This window comes from Streptomyces sp. GbtcB6 (assembly GCF_019091475.1).
Taxonomy (GTDB): domain Bacteria; phylum Actinomycetota; class Actinomycetes; order Streptomycetales; family Streptomycetaceae; genus Streptomyces; species Streptomyces hyaluromycini.
The window spans coordinates 60,212-81,573 of the sequence record NZ_JAGXJL010000024.1 but is presented as its reverse complement, the minus strand read 5'-3'; the positions used below and the strand labels follow the sequence as shown (position 1 = coordinate 81,573).

The 21,362-nt window shown below is 72.3% G+C and carries 19 protein-coding genes; 6 read left to right on the top strand and 13 right to left on the bottom strand.

The genetic code is table 11. The features are described from left to right. Window positions 1-61: 61 nt before the first annotated feature. A complete protein-coding gene (locus KVT45_RS56660; RefSeq protein ID WP_308310936.1) occupies window positions 62-811 on the bottom strand; it encodes a VIT1/CCC1 transporter family protein in 750 nt (249 codons plus the stop codon). A 262-nt stretch (window positions 812-1,073) separates the two neighbouring features. On the opposite strand from KVT45_RS56660, the gene KVT45_RS33605 reads away from it, so the two are divergent. Beyond that, window positions 1,074-1,973: a LysR family transcriptional regulator gene (locus KVT45_RS33605; RefSeq protein ID WP_217552933.1), complete on the top strand. Its 900-nt coding sequence runs from the start codon at window positions 1,074-1,076 to the stop codon at window positions 1,971-1,973. A 75-nt stretch (window positions 1,974-2,048) separates the two neighbouring features. On the opposite strand, the gene KVT45_RS33600 is transcribed toward KVT45_RS33605, so the two are convergent. After that, entirely contained in the window at window positions 2,049-2,801 is a 753-nt protein-coding gene (locus KVT45_RS33600; protein ID WP_217552932.1) for an SDR family NAD(P)-dependent oxidoreductase, read from the bottom strand. Window positions 2,802-3,211: 410 nt separating this feature from the next. Here KVT45_RS33600 and KVT45_RS33595 point away from each other — a divergent pair, with 410 nt between their 5' ends. Beyond that, window positions 3,212-4,642: an NAD(P)/FAD-dependent oxidoreductase gene (locus KVT45_RS33595; protein WP_308310935.1), complete on the top strand. Its 1,431-nt coding sequence runs from the start codon at window positions 3,212-3,214 to the stop codon at window positions 4,640-4,642. Window positions 4,643-4,779: 137 nt separating this feature from the next. Here the strand turns inward: KVT45_RS33595 and KVT45_RS33590 are convergent, their stop codons facing one another. From KVT45_RS33590 to KVT45_RS33560, 7 genes are all read right to left on the bottom strand, one after another. Further along, complete coding sequence (locus KVT45_RS33590; RefSeq protein ID WP_217552930.1) at window positions 4,780-5,355, bottom strand: TetR/AcrR family transcriptional regulator; 576 nt, start codon at window positions 5,353-5,355, stop codon at window positions 4,780-4,782. Window positions 5,356-5,526: 171 nt separating this feature from the next. After that, window positions 5,527-6,552 (bottom strand): lactonase family protein, encoded by a 1,026-nt coding sequence (locus KVT45_RS33585; RefSeq protein ID WP_217552929.1) that lies wholly within the window; start codon window positions 6,550-6,552, stop codon window positions 5,527-5,529. An 18-nt stretch (window positions 6,553-6,570) separates the two neighbouring features. Continuing rightward, window positions 6,571-7,563: a sugar kinase gene (locus KVT45_RS33580; protein WP_217552928.1), complete on the bottom strand. Its 993-nt coding sequence runs from the start codon at window positions 7,561-7,563 to the stop codon at window positions 6,571-6,573. Continuing rightward, window positions 7,560-8,234, bottom strand: coding sequence for a bifunctional 4-hydroxy-2-oxoglutarate aldolase/2-dehydro-3-deoxy-phosphogluconate aldolase (locus KVT45_RS33575; protein WP_217552927.1), 675 nt, complete (start codon window positions 8,232-8,234; stop codon window positions 7,560-7,562). Before KVT45_RS33575 ends, KVT45_RS33580 begins: the two co-directional genes overlap by 4 nt. Continuing rightward, the gene (locus tag KVT45_RS33570; protein WP_217552926.1) at window positions 8,231-9,115 is read right to left on the bottom strand and encodes a carbohydrate ABC transporter permease; all 885 of its coding nucleotides are present in this window, start codon (window positions 9,113-9,115) and stop codon (window positions 8,231-8,233) included. The genes KVT45_RS33575 and KVT45_RS33570 overlap by 4 nt, the downstream gene beginning before the upstream one ends. An 82-nt stretch (window positions 9,116-9,197) precedes the next feature. Continuing rightward, window positions 9,198-10,070: a carbohydrate ABC transporter permease gene (locus KVT45_RS33565; RefSeq protein ID WP_217552925.1), complete on the bottom strand. Its 873-nt coding sequence runs from the start codon at window positions 10,068-10,070 to the stop codon at window positions 9,198-9,200. A gap of 110 nt (window positions 10,071-10,180) precedes the next feature. Beyond that, the gene (locus KVT45_RS33560; protein WP_217552924.1) at window positions 10,181-11,449 is read right to left on the bottom strand and encodes an ABC transporter substrate-binding protein; all 1,269 of its coding nucleotides are present in this window, start codon (window positions 11,447-11,449) and stop codon (window positions 10,181-10,183) included. A gap of 374 nt (window positions 11,450-11,823) precedes the next feature. Between KVT45_RS33560 and KVT45_RS33555 the strand changes: the two genes are divergently transcribed. The 4 genes from KVT45_RS33555 to KVT45_RS33540 all read left to right on the top strand — a co-directional run bounded on the left by KVT45_RS33555 (window position 11,824) and on the right by KVT45_RS33540 (window position 17,652). Beyond that, the gene (locus KVT45_RS33555) at window positions 11,824-12,870 is read left to right on the top strand and encodes a LacI family DNA-binding transcriptional regulator (RefSeq protein ID WP_308310934.1); all 1,047 of its coding nucleotides are present in this window, start codon (window positions 11,824-11,826) and stop codon (window positions 12,868-12,870) included. Between the two features lie 48 nt (window positions 12,871-12,918). Further along, the gene (locus KVT45_RS33550) at window positions 12,919-13,683 is read left to right on the top strand and encodes an SDR family NAD(P)-dependent oxidoreductase (protein WP_217552923.1); all 765 of its coding nucleotides are present in this window, start codon (window positions 12,919-12,921) and stop codon (window positions 13,681-13,683) included. A 70-nt stretch (window positions 13,684-13,753) separates the two neighbouring features. Continuing rightward, entirely contained in the window at window positions 13,754-14,899 is a 1,146-nt protein-coding gene (dgoD, locus tag KVT45_RS33545; RefSeq protein ID WP_217552922.1) for a galactonate dehydratase, read from the top strand. 320 nt (window positions 14,900-15,219) lie between these two features. Continuing rightward, window positions 15,220-17,652 (top strand): carbohydrate binding domain-containing protein, encoded by a 2,433-nt coding sequence (locus tag KVT45_RS33540; RefSeq protein ID WP_308310933.1) that lies wholly within the window; start codon window positions 15,220-15,222, stop codon window positions 17,650-17,652. 50 nt (window positions 17,653-17,702) lie between these two features. Here KVT45_RS33540 and KVT45_RS33535 read toward each other — a convergent pair whose 3' ends face one another. Genes KVT45_RS33535 through KVT45_RS33520 form a run of 4 tightly spaced genes read right to left on the bottom strand, consistent with a single transcriptional unit; the run spans window position 17,703 to window position 21,304 of the window. Then, the gene (locus KVT45_RS33535) at window positions 17,703-18,536 is read right to left on the bottom strand and encodes an isocitrate lyase/phosphoenolpyruvate mutase family protein (RefSeq protein WP_217552920.1); all 834 of its coding nucleotides are present in this window, start codon (window positions 18,534-18,536) and stop codon (window positions 17,703-17,705) included. 40 nt (window positions 18,537-18,576) lie between these two features. After that, window positions 18,577-19,581: a 4-hydroxy-2-oxovalerate aldolase gene (gene dmpG / locus KVT45_RS33530; RefSeq protein WP_217552919.1), complete on the bottom strand. Its 1,005-nt coding sequence runs from the start codon at window positions 19,579-19,581 to the stop codon at window positions 18,577-18,579. After that, entirely contained in the window at window positions 19,578-20,510 is a 933-nt protein-coding gene (locus KVT45_RS33525) for an acetaldehyde dehydrogenase (acetylating) (RefSeq protein ID WP_217552918.1), read from the bottom strand. The genes dmpG and KVT45_RS33525 overlap by 4 nt, the downstream gene beginning before the upstream one ends. After that, on the bottom strand, window positions 20,507-21,304 hold the full coding sequence (locus KVT45_RS33520) for a 2-keto-4-pentenoate hydratase (RefSeq protein WP_217552917.1): 798 nt from the start codon (window positions 21,302-21,304) through the stop codon (window positions 20,507-20,509). The genes KVT45_RS33525 and KVT45_RS33520 overlap by 4 nt, the downstream gene beginning before the upstream one ends. Window positions 21,305-21,362 lie beyond the last annotated feature (58 nt).

The window sequence follows — 21,362 nt, the reverse complement described above, 5'->3', positions numbered from 1 at the left end:
GGCAGGGTGCGGGAGAACTCGGCCCCGGTTCGGTCGGTTCGGCTGTGTTCGTTGGTGGAGGTCAGGTGATCCGGGCGCCGATCACATGCCCGATCCCGAAGACGGCCGCGGCGGCGAGGGCGCCCACGAAGAGCTGGCGGGCCCCCGAGACCAGCGGGGCCCGGCCGTTGAGGACGCCGATCACCCCGCCGACGGCGAACAGGGCGCTGCCGGCCAGGGCGACGGCAAGCAGCAGGGCGGCCGTTCCGGAGAGGAAGAGGTAGGGCAGGACGGCCATCAGCGCGCCGACCGCGAACGAGGCGAGGCTGGACAGCGCCGCCGACCACGGTGCACCCAACTGGTCCGGGTCCAGGCCGAGTTCCTCGCGGACCATGGTGTTCAGGGCGGTGTCGTGGTCCCGCATGATGGTCGTCGCGACATGCCGGGCGTCATCCGCGTCCAGCCCCTTGTCCCGGTAGACCCGGGCGAGTTCCGCCTCCTCCGCGTCCGGGTCCGCGCGCAGCTGGTCGGCCGCGACCGCTATCTCCCGCTCGTAGGCCTCGCGTTGGCTGCGCATGGAGATGTACTCGCCGGCGGCCATGGAGAACGCTCCGGCCAGCAGTCCCGCGACCCCGGCGAACAGGACCGCCGTGCCCGGGACGCCGGACCCGGCGAAGCCCATCACCAGGGCTGTGTTGGAGACCAGGCCGTCGTTGACGCCGAACACGGCGGCGCGCAGTGCGCCGGAGCGGTCGCCGCGCCGCGTCCGCTCGCCACGGCCGGCCGCGCGCCCGCCGGCGTCCTCGCCGGAGATCCCGGTCTCTACGCTCACCACGCCCAGGTGAGCGGGATACGTCTGTCCGGATGAGGTCAGCGACATCGCAGTACTCCGATCCTCGATGGCCGTTATCACTGATGGTGAACACCGATCCTCCGGTCATTCACCGTCGTACTTACCAACGCACGGAGAGCTCTGCCCTATCCCGTTTGGGATAGATGGTCGAAGATGGGCGTTATCTCCCGGAGAGATGGGTCGCCGCCGCTCCGGCGGTGCCCGGCGTGACTCCCGTCCGCGGCCGTGATGGCATACCGGCATGGAGTTGCGGGAGTTGCGGGCGTTCGTGGCGGTGGTGGAGGAGGGCGGCCTGTCGGCCGCCGCCCGGCGGCTGCATGTGAGTCAGCCCGCGCTGTCCCAGACGGTCAGCGGACTGGAGCGGCAGCTGGGGGTGAAGCTGCTGGTGCGCGGGGGCAGCGGGGTGACGGCCACCGAGGCCGGGACCGCGCTGGTGGGCGAGGCACGGGCGGTGCTCGCCCGGCACGACCAGGCGGTGCGGCTGATGGCCGGGTACGCCGGTCCGGGCGGCGGGGCGCTGCGCATCGGGATCCCCCTGGAGCTGCCGTCCGGCCTGCTCGACCCGGCGCTCGCCGAACTCGCCGAGGCCCATCCGGAGACCCGGGTGCAGGCCCGGCATCTGTCCACGGCCGAGCAGTTGGCCGCACTGCGCGCCGGTGAGCTGGACGTCGGCTTTCTGCGGGAGCGGCCGTCCGGGCCGGAGTTCGACGCGCTGCTCGTCGTACGGGAGAAGCTCGGCGTGCTGGTCGCCGCCGAGCAGGCCGCCGAACTCGCCGGGCCCGACGGCATCCCGCTCGACGCGCTCGGGGCCCTGCAGTGGGTCGGGTTCCCGCGCGCCGGCAGCCCCGCCTGGTACGACGAACTGACCGCGGTCCTGCGCGGCCATGGCCTCGATCTCGGCCCCGAGGCCCCCGAGGGGCAGACGCTGATCGCCGACGTGAAGCTGGCCGCGGTCGCCTCCGGGCAGGCCTTCGCGCTGGCCCCGCCGGGCTGGCGGCAGCCGCTGCCCGACCGGGTGACCTGGTCGCCGCTGGTCGGGCAGCCGCTGGTGCGGCGTACCTGGGTGGTGTGGCCGGGCGACTCGCGCCGCCGGGACCTGGGCCGGTTCATCGCCGCGCTGGACCGGTCGGTGCGGGAGTAGCAGGGGGCGGGGGACCGAGGCACAGGCGGCGCGGGCGCCGACGAGGACCGTCGGCGCCCGCGCTCCCCTTGTGCGTCAGACGGCCGTACGGCCGCCGTCGACCGGCAGGATCGCGCCCTGCACGAAGCCGGCCGCGTCGCTCACCAGGTAGGCGATCGCCTCGGCGATCTCGCGCGCCTCCCCGGGCCGGCCGGCGGGCGCCTGGGCGGCCAGGGCGTCCAGGTCGTCGCCCATGGCGGCCGTGCCCTCGGTGCGGGTCGGACCGGGCTCCACGGCGTTGACCCGCACCCCCTGCGGGCCGAACTCGGCGGCCCACGCCTTGGTCAGCAGGTTGACCGCCGCCTTGCTCGACCCGTACAGCGCCATCCCCGCGACGCCGTACTCGGCGACCATGGTGCTGACGTTGACGATGGCGCCCTGCCCACGCTCGGCCATGGCCGGGGCGAGCTCGCCCACCAGGTAGAACGGCGCCTTCACGTTCAGGTCGTAGACGGCGTCCACCTGGTCGGCGGGCGTCTGTGCCGTCGGTCCGAAGGGGAAGATACCGGCGTTGTTGACAAGGATGTCGACGCGGCCGCCGCCGAGTGCGGTGGCCTCGCGGGCCAGGCGCCGTACCGAGTCGGCGTCCCGAAGGTCGGCCGCCAGGAAGTCCGCCTTGCCGCCGCTCTTCCGGACGGCGGCGACCACCTGCCCGCCACGGTCCGCGTCCCGTCCCGCGACCAGTACATGCGCCCCCCGCTCGGCGAGCAGCGTCGCGGTCGCGGCCCCGATACCGCTGGTCGCGCCGGTCAGCAGGGCCACGCGTCCGGTCAGATCAGCAGAACTCATGAGGTGTCCTTAAAGTGTGGAAAGTGGGGCGAATCCATCGTCCCGCCGCCTCGTCCATGAGGCGACGGGAGTCCACAGCTGTCGGAGCACCTCCGCGATTCCGTTCTTCCCATCGGCGGATCCGATGGCCGCCATAAGCGCGTGGCCAGAGGCGGCGCGCTTATGGCGGCCATCCGCCGGGCGCATGGCCGTACCGCGATCAACCGCACACGTCCCGCGGTTACATGTCCCGTACGGCTCGGGGCCCCGCGGCCCGGAACGGTTCGGACCGGCACCGATCGCCATGTGAGGCAGCAATGAGCGAACCGAACGCAGAACGGAACGCAGAACGGAACTCAGCACCACACACAGCACCGGGCGCAGCACCGGGCGCAGCACCGGGCGCGACCGAGGAAAGCAGCACGTACGACGTGATCGTCCTGGGTGCGGGCCCGGTCGGGCAGAACGTCGCCGACCGGGCCCGGGCGGCCGGGCTCTCCGTGGCCGTCGTGGAGCGGGAACTCGTCGGCGGCGAGTGTTCCTACTGGGCCTGTGTCCCCAGCAAGGCGCTGCTGCGACCGGTCCTCGTGGTCGCCGACGCCCGCCGCGTGGACGGTGCCCGGCAGGCCGTCACCGGACGGCTCGACGACGCCGCCGTCTTCGCCCGCCGCAACCGCTATGTCACCGACTGGGACGACAGCGGTCAGGCGCTGTGGGTCAAGTCCATCGGCGCCGACCTCTTCCGCGGCCACGGCCGGCTCGACGGGCCGCGCCGGGTCACCGTCACCCGGGACGACGGCGCCCGGCAGACCCTCCTCGCCCGGCACGCGGTGGCCGTCGCCACCGGCAGCCGGCCGGCGCTGCCGGCCGTGCCGGGGATCGAGGAGGCCCGGCCCTGGACCAACCGGCACGCCACCGACTCCAGCACCGTGCCCGGCCGGCTCGTCGTGGTCGGCGGCGGCGGGGTCGGCGTGGAGATGGCGACGCTGTGGCAGGGGCTCGGGTCACGGGTCACCCTGCTCGCCCGGCGGCGGCTGCTCCCCCGCATGGAGGCCTTCGCCGGGGAACTGGTCACCCAGGGGCTGACCGAGGCCGGCGCGGACGTGCGGATCGGCGTGCAGGTGACCGCGGTGCGCCGCCCGGACCCGGACGGGCCGGTGACGCTCACCCTCGACGACGGCGGCGAACTGGAGGCCGACGAGGTCCTGTTCGCCACCGGGCGTACCCCCGGCACCGACGACATCGGCCTGGAGACCGTGGGCCTGGCCCCCGGGTCCTGGCTGGACGTGGACACGACCTGCCTGGTCGACGGGGTCGAGGGGGCGTGGCTGTACGGCCTCGGCGACGTCAACCACCGCGCGCTCCTCACCCACCAGGGCAAGTACCAGGCGCGCACCGCCGGTGACGCCATCGGCGCCCGTGCCGCCGGGCGGCCGCTGGACGACGGGGACTGGGGCGACCACGCCACGACTGCCGACCGGCACGCCGTCCCCCAGGTCTTCTTCACCGACCCGGAGGCGGGGGCGGTGGGCCTGACCGCCGAGCAGGCAGCCGCCGCCGGGCACCGCGTCGAGACGGTCGACCTCGACCTCGACGCCGCCCAGGGCGCCAACCTCTACGCCGACGGCTACACCGGCCACGCCCGACTGGTCGTCGACGTCGACCGGGACGTGCTGCTCGGGGTGACCATGGTCGGGTCCGGGGTCAGCGAACTGCTGCACGCGGCCACCGTCGCGGTCGCCGGCGAGGTCCCGCTGAAACGCCTCCGGCACGCCGTCGCGCCGTTCCCGACGATCAGCGAGATCTGGGTGTTCCTCGTCGCCGCGTACCGACGGCAGCGGGAGCAGGCGGACGCGGGCTGACCACCCCGCCGACCGCGCGGGCCGGCGCCGGGCAGGATCCCGCAGGCCCGGGGCACCGGCTCCGGACGGCCGCCGGGAGACACGGGGGCAGGCCCCGCCCGAGGCCCGCCGACGGCACGGGCGGCCGCATGCCGCGGCTATCCGAAGCCGACCGCCGCCCGGACGGCCGTGCCGACCTGCTCGGCGACCTTCTCCGGGCTGGACGCGTCGAGCTTGCCGTCGAGGTGCAGGAACGCCAGCCCGTGCACCAGCGCCCACACCGCGGTCGGCAGTCCCTCCCGGTCCCCGCCGGGAAAGGCCTTGCGGACGAGGGTGTCGACGTATGCGGAGAGTACGGCGGTCGCCTCGACGCGTTCGGCGCTGCCGGGGTCGCAGGGCTCCGCGAACATCGCCCGGAACAGGGCCGGGTGGTCGAGGGCGAACCGGACGTAGGCCACGGCGACGTCGACCAGGTCGCCTCGGGTCGAGGGCGCGGGATGGGCGGCCGCGAGACTCGCGGCGAGTTCGCGGTAGCCCTCCGCGGCGACGGCGGAGACCAGTGCGTCGCGGTCCGCGTAGTGGCGGTAGGGGGCCGTGGGCGAGACTCCGGCCCGCCGTGCCACCGCCCGCAGCGACAGCGCCCCGCTGCCGTCCTCCTCCAGCAACTCCCGGGCGGCGCGCAGGCAGGCGGCCCGGAGATCGCCGTGATGGTACGAGTCACTCGGTGGTGGCATGGGGCACCCTCAGAGATATTTACGCCGCTGACATTACCGGCCCGATGTGAACGCCGTACACATCATGGGCGCCGCCCATATTTTACGGCCGCGGCGAGAAGCCCCCGGATGCCGAGCCCCCGCTCCCCGCCCCCGTCCCCCGCCTCCACTCCCGTTGACGAGGGGCCGGCCTCACACCGCCAGCGCACACACCACCGACGGGACGACCGCCGTGGCGACCGGTTCGCCGAGGGCGCCCGAGTCCAGGACCGGCAGTGCGGCCAGGGTGCCGCTGTGCTGGTTGGCGACGAGGAGACGGCCCGGGACCGCGGTCAGACCGCGCGGCCAGGTGCCGCCGCACCGTGTCTCGCCGATCGGCACCAGGGTGGTGCCGTCGATACGGAAGGCGGCCACGGTGTCGGCACCCCGGTTGGTGACCCAGACGGAGCGGCCGGAGACGACGATCCCGCCGGGCTGGTTGGGCACCCCGGCGGCCGTGGCGGGCACCCGGGACAGCTCGGTGAGGGTCCCGGTCTCCGGGTCGTAGCGGTGGCAGGTCACCGTCGAGGAGAGTTCGTCGGCGCTGAACACCAGGTCGCCGGCGGGCGTGAACGCGCGGTGCCGGGGCCCGGAGCCGGGCCGCAGCCGGTTCACCGCCGTGCGGTGCAGGGTGCCCCGCGCCGGGTCCAGGCGGTAGGTGAACACCGCGTCGGCGCCGAGGTCGGTGGCGAGGACGAACCGGCCCGCCGGGTCGACGAGGACCTGGTGGGCGTGGCTGCCCTCCTGCCGCCCGGCGACCGGCCCGGAGCCCTGGTGCTCGGCCACGTCGGTGCGGCCGGTGATCCGGCCGGCCGCGTCGAGCCGGTGCACGGCGACCGTGCCGGGCAGGGTGTCGGTGCCGTAGTTCGCCGTCAGCAGCCAGTCGCCGCCGGGGTGGACGGCGAGGTGGCAGGGGTTGGCGCCGCCGCTGCCGACGGGCGCGCCGAGGGCGGTGACCCCGGCGGCGCCGACGGTGAAGGCGGAGACGGCACCCTCGGTGGACTCATGGGTGGTGTAGACCACGGGGAGGTTCGGGTGGGCGGCCAGGAAGGAGGCACCGCTCGCGGGGACCGGCGGCGCCTCGGTGGTCAGCACCGGGCCGGCCAGGCGCAGCGGGGTGAGGCCGACGCCTTCACCACCGGTGTCGGGGGTGTAGGAGCCGGCGAGAACTGTGGGCATGAGGGTTCCTCGGGTCGGTCAGCGCAGTACGTCGTCGTGGTGGTCGAGAAGGGCGAGTTCGGTGCGCCGGGGCAGGCCCTCCCAGTCCCCGGTGGTGGTGACGGCGAACGCGCCGAGCCGGGCGGCGGTGCGCAGCCGGCGCTCCGGCGGTTCACCGGCCAGCAGTTCGGCGAGGTAGCCGGCGACGAAGGCGTCCCCGGCCCCCACGGAGTCGTGCACGCGTACCGGCAGCGCGGGCTGCCGGTAGGGCACCCCGTCCAGCAGCGCGTACGCCCCCTCGGCACCGAGTTTCACCACGGCACCGCGCGGCCCCAGCTCGCAGAGCCCCTTGGCGAGTTCCGCCGGCTCGTGCAGGTCGGGCACCGCGAGCCGGGCCTCGTGCGGCCCCGCGAACACCAGGTCGCTGTCGCGCAGCAGCGGCAGTACGGCCCGTCGGGCGTCCTCCTCGCTCCACAGCAGGGAGCGGAAGTTGATGTCGAAGGAGACGAGGACTCCGGCGTCCCGGGCGATCCGCACCGCCCGCCGGACCGCGTTCGCGGGCGCGTCGCCGAGGGCCGGGGTGATCCCGGTGAGGTGCAGGACCGCGGCGCCGGCGACGACCTGCTCCGGGATGTCCTGGGGCGCGAGCCGGACCCCGGCGGTGGCGGTGCGGTAGTAGCGCATGCGGTGGTGGGTGCCGGTGCGCCGCTCCTTGAGGAGCAGCGAGGTCGGCGCGGGGTCTCGGACGGCCAGCGCGGTGACGCCCTCGGCGCGCAGCTCGCGCAGCACGAGTTCGCCGAGCTGGTCCTCGCTGACCCGGCCGATCCAGGTGGCCCGCCCGCCGAGCCGGCTCACCCCGACGGCGACGTTGGACTCGGCCCCGGCGACCCCGAGGCGCAGCGCGGCGCCCACGGCGAGGGGTCCGGGCTCGGCGGCGGAGAGGACGGCGAGGGTCTCGCCCACGGTGACGAGGTAGGGCTGGTCCGGGGAACCGGCCGATCCGGCCGCAGAGTTGTCCGAGGCACCGTTCACAGGTCGCCCTTCCCGGCCCGCGGCGCGGGCCTGACCGTCTCCAGCAAGGCGCGTGCTCTCCCGGTGAGCGCGTCGAGGGCGGCCGGGTCGCCGGGGGTGCGGTCCGCACCGCGCAGCAGCGGGTTGCCGACGCCCACGGCGCAGGCTCCGGCGGCCAGGTAGCCGGCGGCCTCGTCGAGGCCCACGCCGCCGACCGCGACGAGCGGGATCTCCGGGAGCGGCGCGCGGAGTTGCCGCAGGTGCGCGGGCCCGCCGGTGCAGGCGGGGAAGAGCTTGACGGCGGCGGCGCCGGCTCGCCAGGCGGTGACCACCTCGGTGGGCGTCCAGGCGCCGGGATAGAAGGGGACTCCGAGATCGGCGGAGGCGCGGATGACCTCGGGTTCGACGTTCGGGGCGACCAGGAACTGTGCGCCCGCGGCCACCGCGTCCCGCAGGTCGGCCCGGGTCAGGACGGTACCGGCGCCGACCGCGACCGCCGAGCCCAGCTCGGCCCGGATCCGGGCGAGCGCGTCCAGGGCGCCCGCGGTGGTGAGGGTGACCTCCAGGCAGGTGACCCCGCCGGCGGCGAGCGCGCGGGCCACGGCGGGCAGCCCGGTGGCGTCGGCGGAGCGGAGGATGGCCATCGCGCGGGTGTCGGCCAGCTGGGGGGTGAGGGCGGGGCGCAGGGTCACTTGACCGCTCCCGCGGACATGCCGGCCACGACCTGGCGCTGGAAGAACACGAAGATGACCAGCAGCGGCAGCACCCCGAGCAGGGCGGCCGGGAACAGGGTGGTCGGCTGCACGGTGTGCGGGTCGATGAAGGAGTAGGCGTTCACCATGACGGTGCGCTTGCCCGGGTCCTGGAGGAACACCAGCGGCACCAGCAGGTCGTTCCAGACCTGGAGGGCGACGAAGGTCAGCAGGGTGCTGGTGACCGGCCGCAGCAGCGGCAGCACCACGACGAAGAAGGTGCGGAAGGCGCCGCAGCCGTCGAGTGCGGCGGCCTCCTCCAGGTCGACCGGGATCGCGCGGATGAAGCTGGTGTAGAAGAACACGGCCAGCGGCAGGTTGATCGCGGTGTAGATGAAGACGACGCCCGCGTAGGTGTCGAGCAGGTTCATGTCCCGCATCAGCAGGTACAGCGGCGCCACCACCACGAAGACGGGGATGGACGTGCCGAGGATGAACAGCCGGTACACCGCCGTCGACCAGCCCGCGGTGATCCGGGCCAGCGGATAGCCGGCCAGCGAGCCCAGCACGGTGATGCACACGCACGAGAGGCCGGTGATGAGAAGGGTGTTGAGGGTGCTCGGCCCGTAGTGGATCTGGTGGAAGGCGTCGCTGAAGTTCTTCAGGGTGAAGGAGTGCGGGATGCCCAGCGGCGCGCGGGCGACATCGGCCGCGGTACGCAGCGAGGTGACGACCGTGAAGAGGAACGGCAGCACGAACAGCACGGTGCCCAGCCACAGCAGGGCGGTGCCGAGGCCGCTTCCCAGGCGGCCCGTGCGGCGCGGCTTGCCGGGACTGCTGATATGCGCGGTTGCTGGAAGTCGGGAGGTCTCAGAGGTCATGGTGGCGATCCGTCCGGTTCGATCAGGTGCGGTACGACGTCACACGGGCCGACGTCAGGGGCGTACGGCGTGACGGGCGCCGTCAGATGCGCCGTTCGCGCAGCCTGAGCAGGGAGTTGGTGGCGCTGGACAGGACGACCACGGTCACCAGGAGCAGTACCGACAGCGCGACGCCGAGGGCGAACTTCCCGCCGCCGAAGATGTTCCGGTACACCAGCAGGGTCAGGGTGTCGGTGGCGCCGGCCGGGCCGCCGTTGGTCAGGACGAGCGGGAACTCGAAGACCTTCAGCGAGCCGATCAGGCTGAGGGTGACGTTGACGGTGAGGGCGGGGGCGAGCAGCGGCCACTCGATGCTGCGGAACCGCCGCCAGCCGCGGGCGCCGTCCAGCGCGGCCGCCTCCAGCAACTCGGTGGGCATGCTCATGTAGCTGGCGAGGAAGATCGCGCACGAGTAGCCGGTGAACATCCAGATGTTGACGGCGGCCACCGCGTACAGCGCGGTGTGCGGGTCCCCCAGCCAGACATGCTGGAGGCTGCCGAGGCCGACCGCGTCGAGCAGGCCGTTCAGGCCGCCGCCGGGTGCGAGCAGGTACGACCAGATGAACGCGGCCATCACCGGGGAGATCAGGGTCGGCGTCAGCAGGACGACGTTGAGCGCCTGGCGGACCCGGGGCCGGCGGAACAGCATCGACGCGAAGAGCAGCCCGAGGCCGTTCTGCACGACGACGACCACCACGGCGTAGAGCACGGTGTGCCACAGGGCCGCCGAGACGGCCGGGTCGTCCGCCATGGCCCGGTACTGCTGGAGCCCGACGAAGTGCGAGACCGGGCCGCCGAGGCTGTCGGTGAAGCTCAGGTACAGGCCCCGGACCAGCGGGTACAGCATGAAGACGCTGTACACGGCGATCGCCGGGAGCAGGAAGGCGGCCATGGTGGCACGCCGGCGGTGGAACACAGGGATCGATCCTCCTGGGCCAGGGGCCGCGGTGAGGGCGGGCGGAAAGAGGCGGGGAAGCGGGCCGCACCCGCACCGCGGCGGTCCCGGGACGGGACTGGGCGGCCGGTCTACTTGGCGGAGGCCGCCGTCTGGATGTCCTTCAGGGTCTGCGCCTCGGAGGCCTGGCCCAGCAGATAGGCCTGGATCTTGGAGCCGACGGTGGTCTCGGCGGTCGCGCCGTACCAGGAGTTGGACGGCAGGACCCGGTAACGGCCCTCGCTGAAGGCGGCGTTGAAGGTCTTGGTCTCCGTGGCGTCCGGGGTCGTACCGCCGGCGAACGGGGACTCGGCGTGTTCGGCGTCCAGGTACTTGGCGAGGTTCTCGCTCTGCGACCAGAAGTCCACGTACTCCTTGGCCGCGTCGGCGTGCTGCGACTGGGAGTTGACGCCCCACATGGTGCCGGAGAAGAGCATCGCGTTGGGCTTGGTGCCGGCCGCGCCGCCCGGCCAGGGGGTGAACTGGACCGGGAAGCCGGCCTTCGCGACGTTGGAGACCTGCCAGGCGCCCTGGTACCAGAAGGCGCTCTTGCCGGCGCTGAAGTCCTGCGGGCCCTGCGACCACTCGTCGACGCCGAGCTCGTTCTTCCAGCTGACGTACCCCTTCGCCTCAAGGGTCTTGAGCTGCTCCAGCGAGGACTTCCAGTCGGTGCCGAAGGAGGTCTTGCCGGCCAGGAAGTCGGCGTCCCACTGCTTGTTCTTCTGGTAGACGAGCGTGGAGCCGATCGCCTGGAAGGTGGAGCTGCCGGTCCAGCCGGACTTGTCGGGCAGCGCGATCGGGGTGACGCCGGCCTTCTTGACCTTGGCGAGGTCGGCGAGGAACGTCGGCCAGTCGGCGGGGACCTCGGTGATGCCGGCCTTCTTCAGCAGGTCCATGTTGGCGTACAGGCCGATGCCGATCAGCTCCATCGGCATCGCCAGGACCTTGCCGTCGCTGGTCGCGAACGGCTTGGCGGAGTCGGAGATCTTGCTCGCCCAGGACTCCTTGGACAGGTCGGCGAGGTAGCCGGAGGCGCCCCACTTGTTCATCTTGTCCGTGTCGACCATGATCACGTCGCCGGCCTTGCCGCCCAGCAGCTCGGGCTGGAGCTTCTGGGTGTAGGTGTCGTTCGCGGTGATGTACTCGAAGTCGACCTTGATGTCCGGGTGGGCCTTCTCGAAGGCCTTGTTGATCTCCGCGACGTTCGCGGGCTCCGCGCCGCCGCCCTTCCACGCCTCGACCTTGATGTGCACCTTGCCGTCCGCGGAGGACGAGCCGGAGCCACCGCCACAGGCGGCGAGCGTCGTCGCCAGGGCGGCGACCGTGGTGGCGACTGCGAGCAGTCTCCCGGAGCGCTTCATTGCACACCTCACCCATTCGTCGGCACAGGCCGACATCTCATTGTTTGCGGAGTGACAGAACTCAGAACTTGGTCGATATTTCGAACCAGGTCTGGGATTACGAACACAGTGGGGGGAAGCGGGGGAGCAGGAGATGGGGACGTCGGGCGGTCGGACCTGTCGGGTTTCGCACGGTCCGGGGGGTCGGGCCGGTCGGGGTTTCGAACCGGTCACCGATGGCGAGTTTCAGCCCTGCCGTTTCGGTCGGGTCTGCATGGATATATCACTTATATCCACTTGAGGAAACCGGTTGACCAAGACTTCGGCGAACGCTAGGTTGCGGCGCCAGAAGGTGTCAAGAGGCCAAACACAACAGACCGCTTGGAGGAATCTCAGTGCCCGATCAGCCAGTACGGGCCAGGCTGGTGGATGTCGCCAGAGAAGCCGGCGTCTCCAAGGCGACCGTGTCCAAGGTGCTCAACGGACGCCAGGACCTGTCCGTCCGCCCCGAGACCAGAGCGCGCATCCACGAGGTGGCCGAGGCCCTCGGCTACCGCCCGCACTCCGGCGCCCGCGCCCTGGCCGGCGCGAGCACCCACGCCCTGGCCCTGCTGGTGCCCTCCCTCGGCAACCCGACCTATGTCACCATCTCCCGCGGCGCCTACCAACGCGCCCGTGAGCTGGGCTATCTCTCCCTGCTCGCCGAGGACTTCGACGGGCAGGAGGCCGACGAGACCTTCAACGACCTGGTCAAGGAAGGCCGCGTGGACGGGCTGCTGATCGCCTCCGCCCGCCCCGGCCATCCGCTTCTGGAGACGCTGCGCCGCAGCCCCGTCCCGCATGTGTTCCTCAACCGCGCGGTCGAGGGCTCGGGACGCAACGTCACCATGGACGTGGCCCGTTCCAGCGTCACCGCGCTCGACCACCTGCACGAGCTCGGCCATCGCGTGGTGGGCCACATCGCAGGGCCGACCGGCATCACCCCCAGTGAGGACCGCAAACGGGCGTTCCTGGACCGCGCCGGTGAGCTGGGACTGCTCGCCGTGCCGGTCGCCTCCGGTGACTTCACCGAGGAGGGCGGCGCCGTGGCCGCCCGCGCCCTGCTCGCCCCCACCGACACCCGCCCCCGGGTCACCGCGCTGTACACCAGCTCGCTGGCCCAGGCGATCGGCGCCCTGCACGCGATCGGCGAACTCGGCCTGCGGGTACCGCAGGACGTCTCGCTGGTCGGCAACGACGACCTGCCGGTCGCCGGCTATCTCACCCCGCCGCTCACCACGGTCGCGATGCCCCTGTACGACCTGGGCACCGCAGCCGTCGACGCCCTGGTCGCCGAGATCGAGGGCAAGTCCCCCGGGGACGTGATCGTCCCCACCGAGCCGCGGCTGGTCCGCCGCGGCTCCACCGCTCCCCCGGCCGAGCCGGGCGGAAGACCCGACTGACGAACCTAACGGGATGACCGAGCCGCCGGTCGCACCGAGAGGAACCCCATGAGCCGCACCATCGCCACCCGCTTCGCCGGGCGCACCGCCCTGCTCACCGCCGCAGCCTCCGGCATCGGCGCCGCCACCGCCCACCGGCTGGCCGGCGAGGGCGCGTCCGTCCTGGTCACCGACGTGGACGAGGAGGGCGCCGCCCGGGTCGCCGAGGAGGTCCGCGCCAAGGGCGGCGACGCCCGTCACCGCGCCCTCGACGTGACCGACCCCGAAGCCTGGCCGCACGCGGTCCGGGCCGCCGAGCAGTGGACCGGCCGCCTGGACCTCCTCCACCTCAACGCCGGCCGCAACCTGCCCGGCGCGATCCACGAACTCGACGACGCCTCCTGGCACAGCCATCTCCGCCTCGCCCTCGACTCGGTCTTCTACGGCTGCCGCGCGGCCGTACCCCTGCTCTCCGCCGCCCGCGGCGCGATCGTCGTCACCTCGTCGGTGCACGCGGTCCTCGGCTTCAGCGGCTTCCCCGCCTACGCGGCCGCCAAGGGCGGAGTCACCGCGCTGGTACGGCAGTTGGCGGTGGAGTACGGCGGCCGGATCCGCGTCAACGCGGTCGTCCCCGGGGCCGTCGACACCGGCCTGTGGGTGAACGCCCCGGCCGACTACCGCGCCCGGACCGCCGCCCGCACCCCGGTCGGCCGCATCGGCGAACCCGAGGACATCGCCGCCGCCGTGGCCTTCCTCGGCTCCGAGGACGCGGCCTTCATCACCGGCCAGAACCTGGTGGTGGACGGCGGCCGCAGCATCAGCGCCCACGAGTAACGCGCAACTCCCCTTCTTCGTACGTCACCGCCCCGGGCCGCCGTGCCCGCGGACCCGGAGGTCCCGCACCATGAAAATCACCGGATACGAGCTGTTCTTCGTCGAGCCGCGCTGGCTGTTCCTGCGCGTCGACACCGACGAGGGCATCTCCGGCTGGGGAGAACCCGTCGTCGAGGGCAAGGCGCACACCACCGCCAAGGCCGTCGAGGAGATGTTCGACTACCTCCTCGGGCAGGACCCGGCCCGTATCGAGGAGCACTGGCAGATGCTCGCCAAGGGCGGCTTTTACCGGGGCGGCCCGGTGCTCAGCAGCGCCCTCGCCGGCATCGACCAGGCCCTGTGGGACATCGCCGGCAAGACCCACGGCGTCCCCGTGCACCAGCTCCTCGGCGGCCATGTCCGCGACCGCGTCCGCATCTACGGCTGGCTGTACGGCGAGACGCCCGAGGAACTCGCCGAGTCGGCTGCGGACCAGGTGGCCAAGGGCCTGACGGCCGTGAAGATGAACCCCTGCGCACAGCTGGAGCCGCTGGCGACGCCGGCCGCGATCGCCGCGATCGTGGACCGGGTGACGGCGGTCCGCGAGGCGATCGGCCCCGACCGGGACCTGGCGCTGGACTTCCACGGCCGGTTCAGCGGGGCGATGTCGCGGCGGGTCCTTCCGTACCTGGAGCCGCTGCTCCCGATGTTCGTGGAGGAGCCGGTGCTGCCGGAGTTCACGCGCGACCTCGGCGAGGTCGTCCGCGCCACGTCCATCCCCATCGCCACGGGCGAACGCCTCTTCTCCCGCTGGGACTTCCGTGACGTCCTCGGCGACGGGATCGCGGTGGCCCAGCCCGACATCAGCCACGCGGGCGGCATCTCGGAGACCCGCCGGATCGCTGCGCTGGCGGAGACCTACGACGTCCTGGTCGCCCCGCACTGTCCCCTCGGCCCCATCGCCCTCGCCGCGAGCCTCCAACTCGACTTCGCCATCCCGAACTTCCTGATCCAGGAACAGTCCCTGGGCATCGGGTACGGCGACAGCAGCGGGTTGCTGGGGTACCTGGCCGACGCCTCCCCGTTCGAGGTGAAGGACGGCTACATCGACCGGCTGACGGGTCCGGGGCTGGGCATCGAGATCGACGAAGCCGTCATCCGGGAGGCCGCGGAGAAGGGGCACCGCTGGCGGAACCCGGTATGGCGGAACAGGGACGGTTCGCTGGCGTCCTGGTAGCGACGGTAGCGGGTCGGCTGCGGGCCGGTGGGGGTTGTTCGGGCAGTTCCCCGCGCCCCCAAGAAAGGTGGGCCCACTGGTCCCACCTAAAGGGGCGCGGGGCTGTATCGATTTGCGGCTCCGCCGCGTGGGCGCGACCAGCCACAACGCACCGGCACTCGCGAACGGTCCCGCACCCCCTGTTTTTCTGCCCCCACAGATTCCGGACGGGTCCGCGGCAACGGACCCGCCCGGCTTTCGGAGGACACTCACTCTCACCAAGGAGCGTCGCAATGAAGCGTCGCAGATCAACCTCAAGTACGGCCAGTCGAACAGCCCGCGTGCTGACTCTTCTGGCCACCCTCGCCGGCGCCCTGCTCGTGCCGGCCACCGCCGCGCACGCCGCCGGCACGGCCTACTACGTCGACTGCTCTGCCTCCAGCAACGGCACCGGGACCCAGGCCAGCCCCTGGAACGCGGTCGGCAGCGTCAACGGCACCACCTTCACCGCAGGCGACAGCATCCTGTTCAAGGCCGGCACCACCTGCACCGGCCAGCTCTCCCCGGGCGGCTCGGGAGCCTCCGGCAGCAACATCTCGATCAGCTCCTACGGCTCCGGCGCCAAGCCCATCATCGACGCGGCCGGTGCCACCGGCGCGGTCGTCAAACTGCTCAACCAGCAGTACTGGGACATCGGCGGCCTGGAGCTGGTCGACAACGCCTCCTCGCCCGCCTACCGCTCGGGCGTCCTCGCCGAGAACAGCTCCGGCGGCGTCCTGCACCACATCCGCGTGCACGACATGTACATCCACAACATCGCGGGCTACGGCGGCGGCTGGTACTCCACCAACGCCGGCGTCGGCGTCCAGACCGACCACACCACCCCGGTCTCCACCTGGGACGACGTCGTCGTCGAGAACAACACCTTCGACCACGTCGACCGGATCGCCGTCGCCGTCACCCCGGACGGCGACGGCCAGGGCACCGGCCTGACCACGAACACCGTCATCCGGGGCAACACGATGACCTACGACGGCGCCGACGACATCCTCGTCGTGAAGAACGACGGCGCCCTGATCGACGGCAACAAGGCGGGCTACGGCGGCGCCAAGTCCACCTGCCCGCCGTCCGGCCAGTACTGCAACGGCGCCTCCGCCGGTATCTGGATGTCCGGCAGCAGCAACACCGTCGTCCAGAACAACGAGGTCTACTGCCACGTCAACGGCGCCGACGGCACCGGCTTCGACGTGGACTGGGGCAACCACAACACCACGTTCCAGTACAACTACAGCCACCAGAACCTCGGCGGCTTCCTGCTGGTGATGCCGCCCTTCACCATCGCCAACGAGCCCACCTCGACAGTGCCCAGCGACGGCACGGTGGTCCGCTACAACATCAGCGAGAACGACGGCAGCAACTCCGGCTGCCCCACCTCCGGCACCCAGACCCACGGCGCCGGAGTCCTGCACTTCGTGGGCGGCGTACCCAACCAGAGCGGCAGTTCCTCCGCCGTCCCGCTCTTCTACAACAACACGTTCTCCGTCCGGGACGGCCTGAGCACCCCGATCCTGTACTCCCGCTCCGGCACGTCCATCAGCGGCGCCCTGTCCTTCCAGAACAACGCCGTCTTCAACTACGGCTCCGGCAACTACTTCACCACCACCGGCACGTCGACCTACTCCAACAACCTCTTCTACGGCAACCACCCGTCCCGCGAGCCCGCCGACGCCGCGAAGGTGACCGCCGACCCCGAGTTCCGCAACCCGGGCAACGCCAACACCTCGTCCTCGTACACCGGCAAGAACGCCTACCAGGTGCACGCGTCCTCCCCGGTGATCCGGGCCGGCACGGTCATCAGCTCCAACGGCGGCTACGACGCCTTCGGCAACGCCGTCTCCGCGACGGCCGCCCCCAACATCGGCGCCTACAACGGCACCGGCGGCAACCTGCTCTCCAACGCCGGCTTCGAGACCGGCTCGCTGAGCCCCTGGACCCAGGCCAGCGGCAACTCCTCCGCCGTGACCGCGGCCAACGCCCGCACCGGAAGCTACGCGCTCACCACGACCGCGAGCGGCAGCGGCGCCAACCAGGCCCTGACCGGCCTCAGCCCGAGCACCACCTATCTGCTGACCGGCTGGGCCAAGGTCGCCACCGCGGGCGAGACCCTCGCGATCGGCGTGAAGAACTTCGGCGGCACGGAGACCTACACCAACATCGCCACCACGTCCTACAGCCAGGCGGCGGTGCTGTTCACCACCGGCTCGTCGAGCACCACGGCCACCGTCTACTGCTGGAAGAACGCCGGCGGCAGCGGCCCGGGCTACTGCGACGACCTCGCGGTGGAGCCCCTGTCCTCCGCCGCCAACGCCGTCACCAACCCCGGCTACGAGACCGGCGCCCTGACCCCCTGGGCCCAGTCGACCGGTACGGCGTCCAGTGTGGTCGCCTCCAACGCCCGCTCCGGCACCTACGCGCTCCAGACCGGGGTCAGTGCCAGCGGTGCGATCCAGACGGTGAGCGGCCTCGCCTCCAGCGGCACCTATCTGCTGGTGGGCTGGGCCAAGGTGGCCACCGCCGGTGAGGAGGTCGCGGTGGGTGTGAAGAGCTTCGGCGGTACGGAGACGTACCTGCGGTCCTCGACCACGTCCTACGCCCAGCAGCCCGTCTTCTTCACCACGGGCGTCTCCACCACCTCCGCCGGTGTCTACTGCTACAAGAACTCCGGTTCGGCGGCCGGTTACTGCGACGACTACTCGCTGATCAAGCTGTCGTAACAGCATCGCGCGGGGGGGGCGGGCCGGAGCCATCCGGCCCGCCCTTCGCGTCATCTGCGGAAGAGCTCGTTCAGGTCCGTCTGCGAGATCTGGTTCTCGGCGTACGAGAAGGTGCCCCGGTCCGCCAGCTCCCTCGCCGCGCCCAGCAGCTGCGCGTACATCGCCCGCGCGATGCTGCCGCCCACCGTGACCCGGCGCACGCCGAGTTCGCGGAGGTCGGCCAGGGACAGGGCATTGCCGGTCAGGCCCATCACCACGTTCAGCGGGCCGTCGATCTCCCTGACCAACCTGCCGATCGTCTCAGCGTCGGCCGCGCCGGGTACGAACGCGCAGTCCGCGCCCGCCGCGAGATAGGCGTTGGCCCGGCGCACGGCCTCCTCCAGCGGGCCGCCGGTGAGCAGCACGTCGGTCCGGCCGACCAGGACGAACGGCTCGCCGGCCGCGTCGATCGCCTCGCGCGCGGCACGGATCCGGTCGGCCGCGAGCTTCGGGTCGTACAGCGGCCGGGAGCGGTCGCCCGTGAAGTCCTCGATGTTGCCGCCCGCGGCTCCGGCGCCGAGCGTCATCGCGATCGTCTCGGCCACGGTCTCGGGGGACTCCCCGTACCCGTCCTCCAGGTCCGCGCTCACCGGGATCCGTACCTCGGCGGCGATCTCACGGATCCGGTCCACCATCGTCGCGCGGTCGACCCGGCCGCCGCCGTAGTCGTGGTCCGCGCGGCCCAGGGAGAAGGCGATGCCCGCGCTGGTGGTGGCCACGGCCGGGAAACCGGCCGTCTCCAGGACGCGGGCGCTTCCCGCGTCCCACGCGTTGGGGAGCAGGAAGCAGCCTTCCCGGTGCGACTCGACGAAGCGTGCTGCCAGTTCTCGGCGTTGGGTGTTCACGCCGCCGAGTCTGTCAGCCGGCACTGACAACCGGGCGTCATCAGCTCCCGGCGAGATCCAGGGCGATGTCGGTGATCATGTCCTCCTGCCCGCCGACCAGCTTGCGGCGGCCCACCTCGACCAGGATCGCGCGGGTGTCGAGGCCATGGCGCCGGGCGGCGGCCTCGGCGTGCCGCAGGAAGCTGGAGTAGACGCCGGCGTAGCCGAGGGTGAGGGTCTCGCGGTCCACCCGCACCTCGCGGTCCTGCAGCGGTCGTACGACGTCGTCGGCGGCGTCCATCAGCGGGAACAGCTCGCAGCCGTGTTCCCAGCCCATCAGGTCGGCGACCGCGATGAAGGCTTCCAGGGGGCAGTTGCCGGCCCCGGCGCCCTGTCCGGCGAGGGAGGCGTCGACGCGGGTGACGCCGTTCTCGACGGCGACGACCGAGTTGGCCACGCCCAGGCCGAGGTTGTGGTGGGCGTGGATGCCGAGTCCGGTGGCCGGGTCGAGGACGTCCCGGTAGGCGCGGACCCGGTCGCGGACGCCGTCCATGGTCAGGCGGCCGCCGGAGTCGGTGACGTACACGCAGTGCGCGCCGTAGGACTCCATCAGCTTGGCCTGGCGGGCGAGTTCGGCGGGTTCGGCGAGGTGGGACATCATCAGGAACCCGGCCACGTCCATGCCCAGTTCCCGCGCGGCGGCGATGTGCTGGGCGGAGATGTCGGCCTCGGTGCAGTGGGTGGCGATACGGACCGAGCGGATGCCCAGGGAGTGGGCCTGCTTCAGGTCGTGGACCGTGCCGATGCCCGGGAGGAGGAGGGTGGTGGGGATCGCCTGGTGCACGGCGCCCACGACCGCCTCGATCCACTCCCAGTCGGTGTGCGCGCCGACGCCGTAGGTGACGCTGGAGCCGGACAGGCCGTCGCCGTGGGCGACCTCGATGGCGCGGACCCCGGCGGCGTCGAGGGCGCCCGCGATGGTGCGGGCCTGGTCGACGGTGTAGCGGTGGCGGACGGCGTGCATGCCGTCCCGCAGGGTGACGTCCTGGACGTACAGAGCGGTCATCGGGACGCCACCTCCGGGGCACGGTAGGCCGCCATGCGCTCCGCGGTGCGCAGCGCGGCCGAGGTCATGATGTCGAGGTTGCCGGCGTAGGCGGGCAGGTAGTGGGCGGCGCCCTCCACTTCGAGGAAGACGGAGACCTTCACGGCGTCGCCGGGGGCGAGGGTGCGCAGCGGGTCGTCGGCGGCCACCCGCTCGAACTGCACCTTCTGCTTGAGGCGGTAGCCGGGGACGTACGTCTGGACGCGCGCGACCATCTCCTCGACCGATTCCGTCACCGCCGCGTCGTCGCAGTCGCCGACCAGGCAGTGCACGGTGTCCCGCATGATCAGGGGCGGTTCGGCGGGGTTGAGCACGATGATCGCCTTGCCGCGGGCCGCGCCGCCGACCTTCTCGATGGCGGCGGAGGTGGTCTCGGTGAACTCGTCGATGTTGGCGCGGGTGCCGGGACCGGCGGAGCGGGAGGAGATCGAGGCGACGATCTCGCCGTAGTGGACCGGGGTGACCGCGTTGACCGCGGCGACGACCGGGATGGTGGCCTGGCCACCGCAGGTGACCATGTTGACGTTCGGGGCGTCCAGGTGGGCGTCGCCGTTGACGGGCGGGACGACGTACGGGCCGAGCGCGGCCGGGGTGAGGTCGACGACCGTACGGCCGAGGGCGCGCAGCACCTCGTCGTGGCGGCGGTGGGCGCCGGCGGAGGTGGCGTCGAAGACGAGCGACACGTCCTCGAAGGCGTCCAGGCCGACCAGGCCGTCGACGCCCTCGTGAGTGGTGGCCACCTTGAGGCGGCGGGCGCGCGCCAGGCCGTCCGAGTCCGGGTCGATGCCCGCCATGGCGGCGATCTCCAGCGACTCGGAGAGCCGCAGGATCTTGATCATCAGGTCGGTGCCGATGTTCCCGGACCCGATGACGGCGACCTTCGTGGTCATGCTGCTCCCTCGGTGGCGAAGGTGACCCCGACCGTGCCGAGGCCCTCGATGTGCGCGGTGAACTCGTCGCCCTCGGCGGCGACCGCCATCGGGCCGAGCGCGCCGGTGAGGACGATGTCGCCGGCCCGCAGCGGGTCGCCGAGCCCGGCCAGGGTGGCGGCGAGCCAGCGGGCGGCGGTGAGCGGGCTGCCCAGGCAGTCGGCGCCGGTGCCCTGCGAGACGGTCGCGCCGTTCTTGTCCAGGGTCATCCGGACGCCCCGCAGGTCGACCCGGTCCAGCGGGACAGGTGTGCCGCCGAGGACGAACAGGCCGCTGGAGGCGTTGTCGGCGACGGTGTCGACGATCGTGATGTCCCAGCCGGCGATCCGGCTGTCCACGATCTCCAGCGCGGGCAGCGCGAAGGCGGTGGCCCGCAGCAGGTCGGCGACGGTCGGGTCGCGGTGCGGCAGGTCGGCGGCCAGGACCAGGGCGACCTCGGCCTCGACCTTGGGCTGGAGCAGCCGCCCGGCCGCGACCGGCTCGCCCTCGGCGACCGCCATGTCCGCGAAGAGAGCCCCGAAGTCGGGCTGATCGACTCCGAGCTGCCGCTGTACGGCGGGCGAGGTCAGCCCGATCTTGCGGCCCACCAGCCGGCGGCCCGCGGCCAGGCCCCGCTCGACGTGCAGCCGCTGCACCGCGTAGGCGGTCTCGATGTCGTCCTCGGGGAGGAGGGCGCGCACGGGGGCGCAGGGGATGCCGGTGCGGGTGGCTTCGTCGAGGACGTCGGCCACCTTGGTGACGAGGTCAGGGCTCATGCCGACAGGTATAGGCGGGCGCCGGGAAACGAGGCAAAATACGTTCCGTGGCACGGAA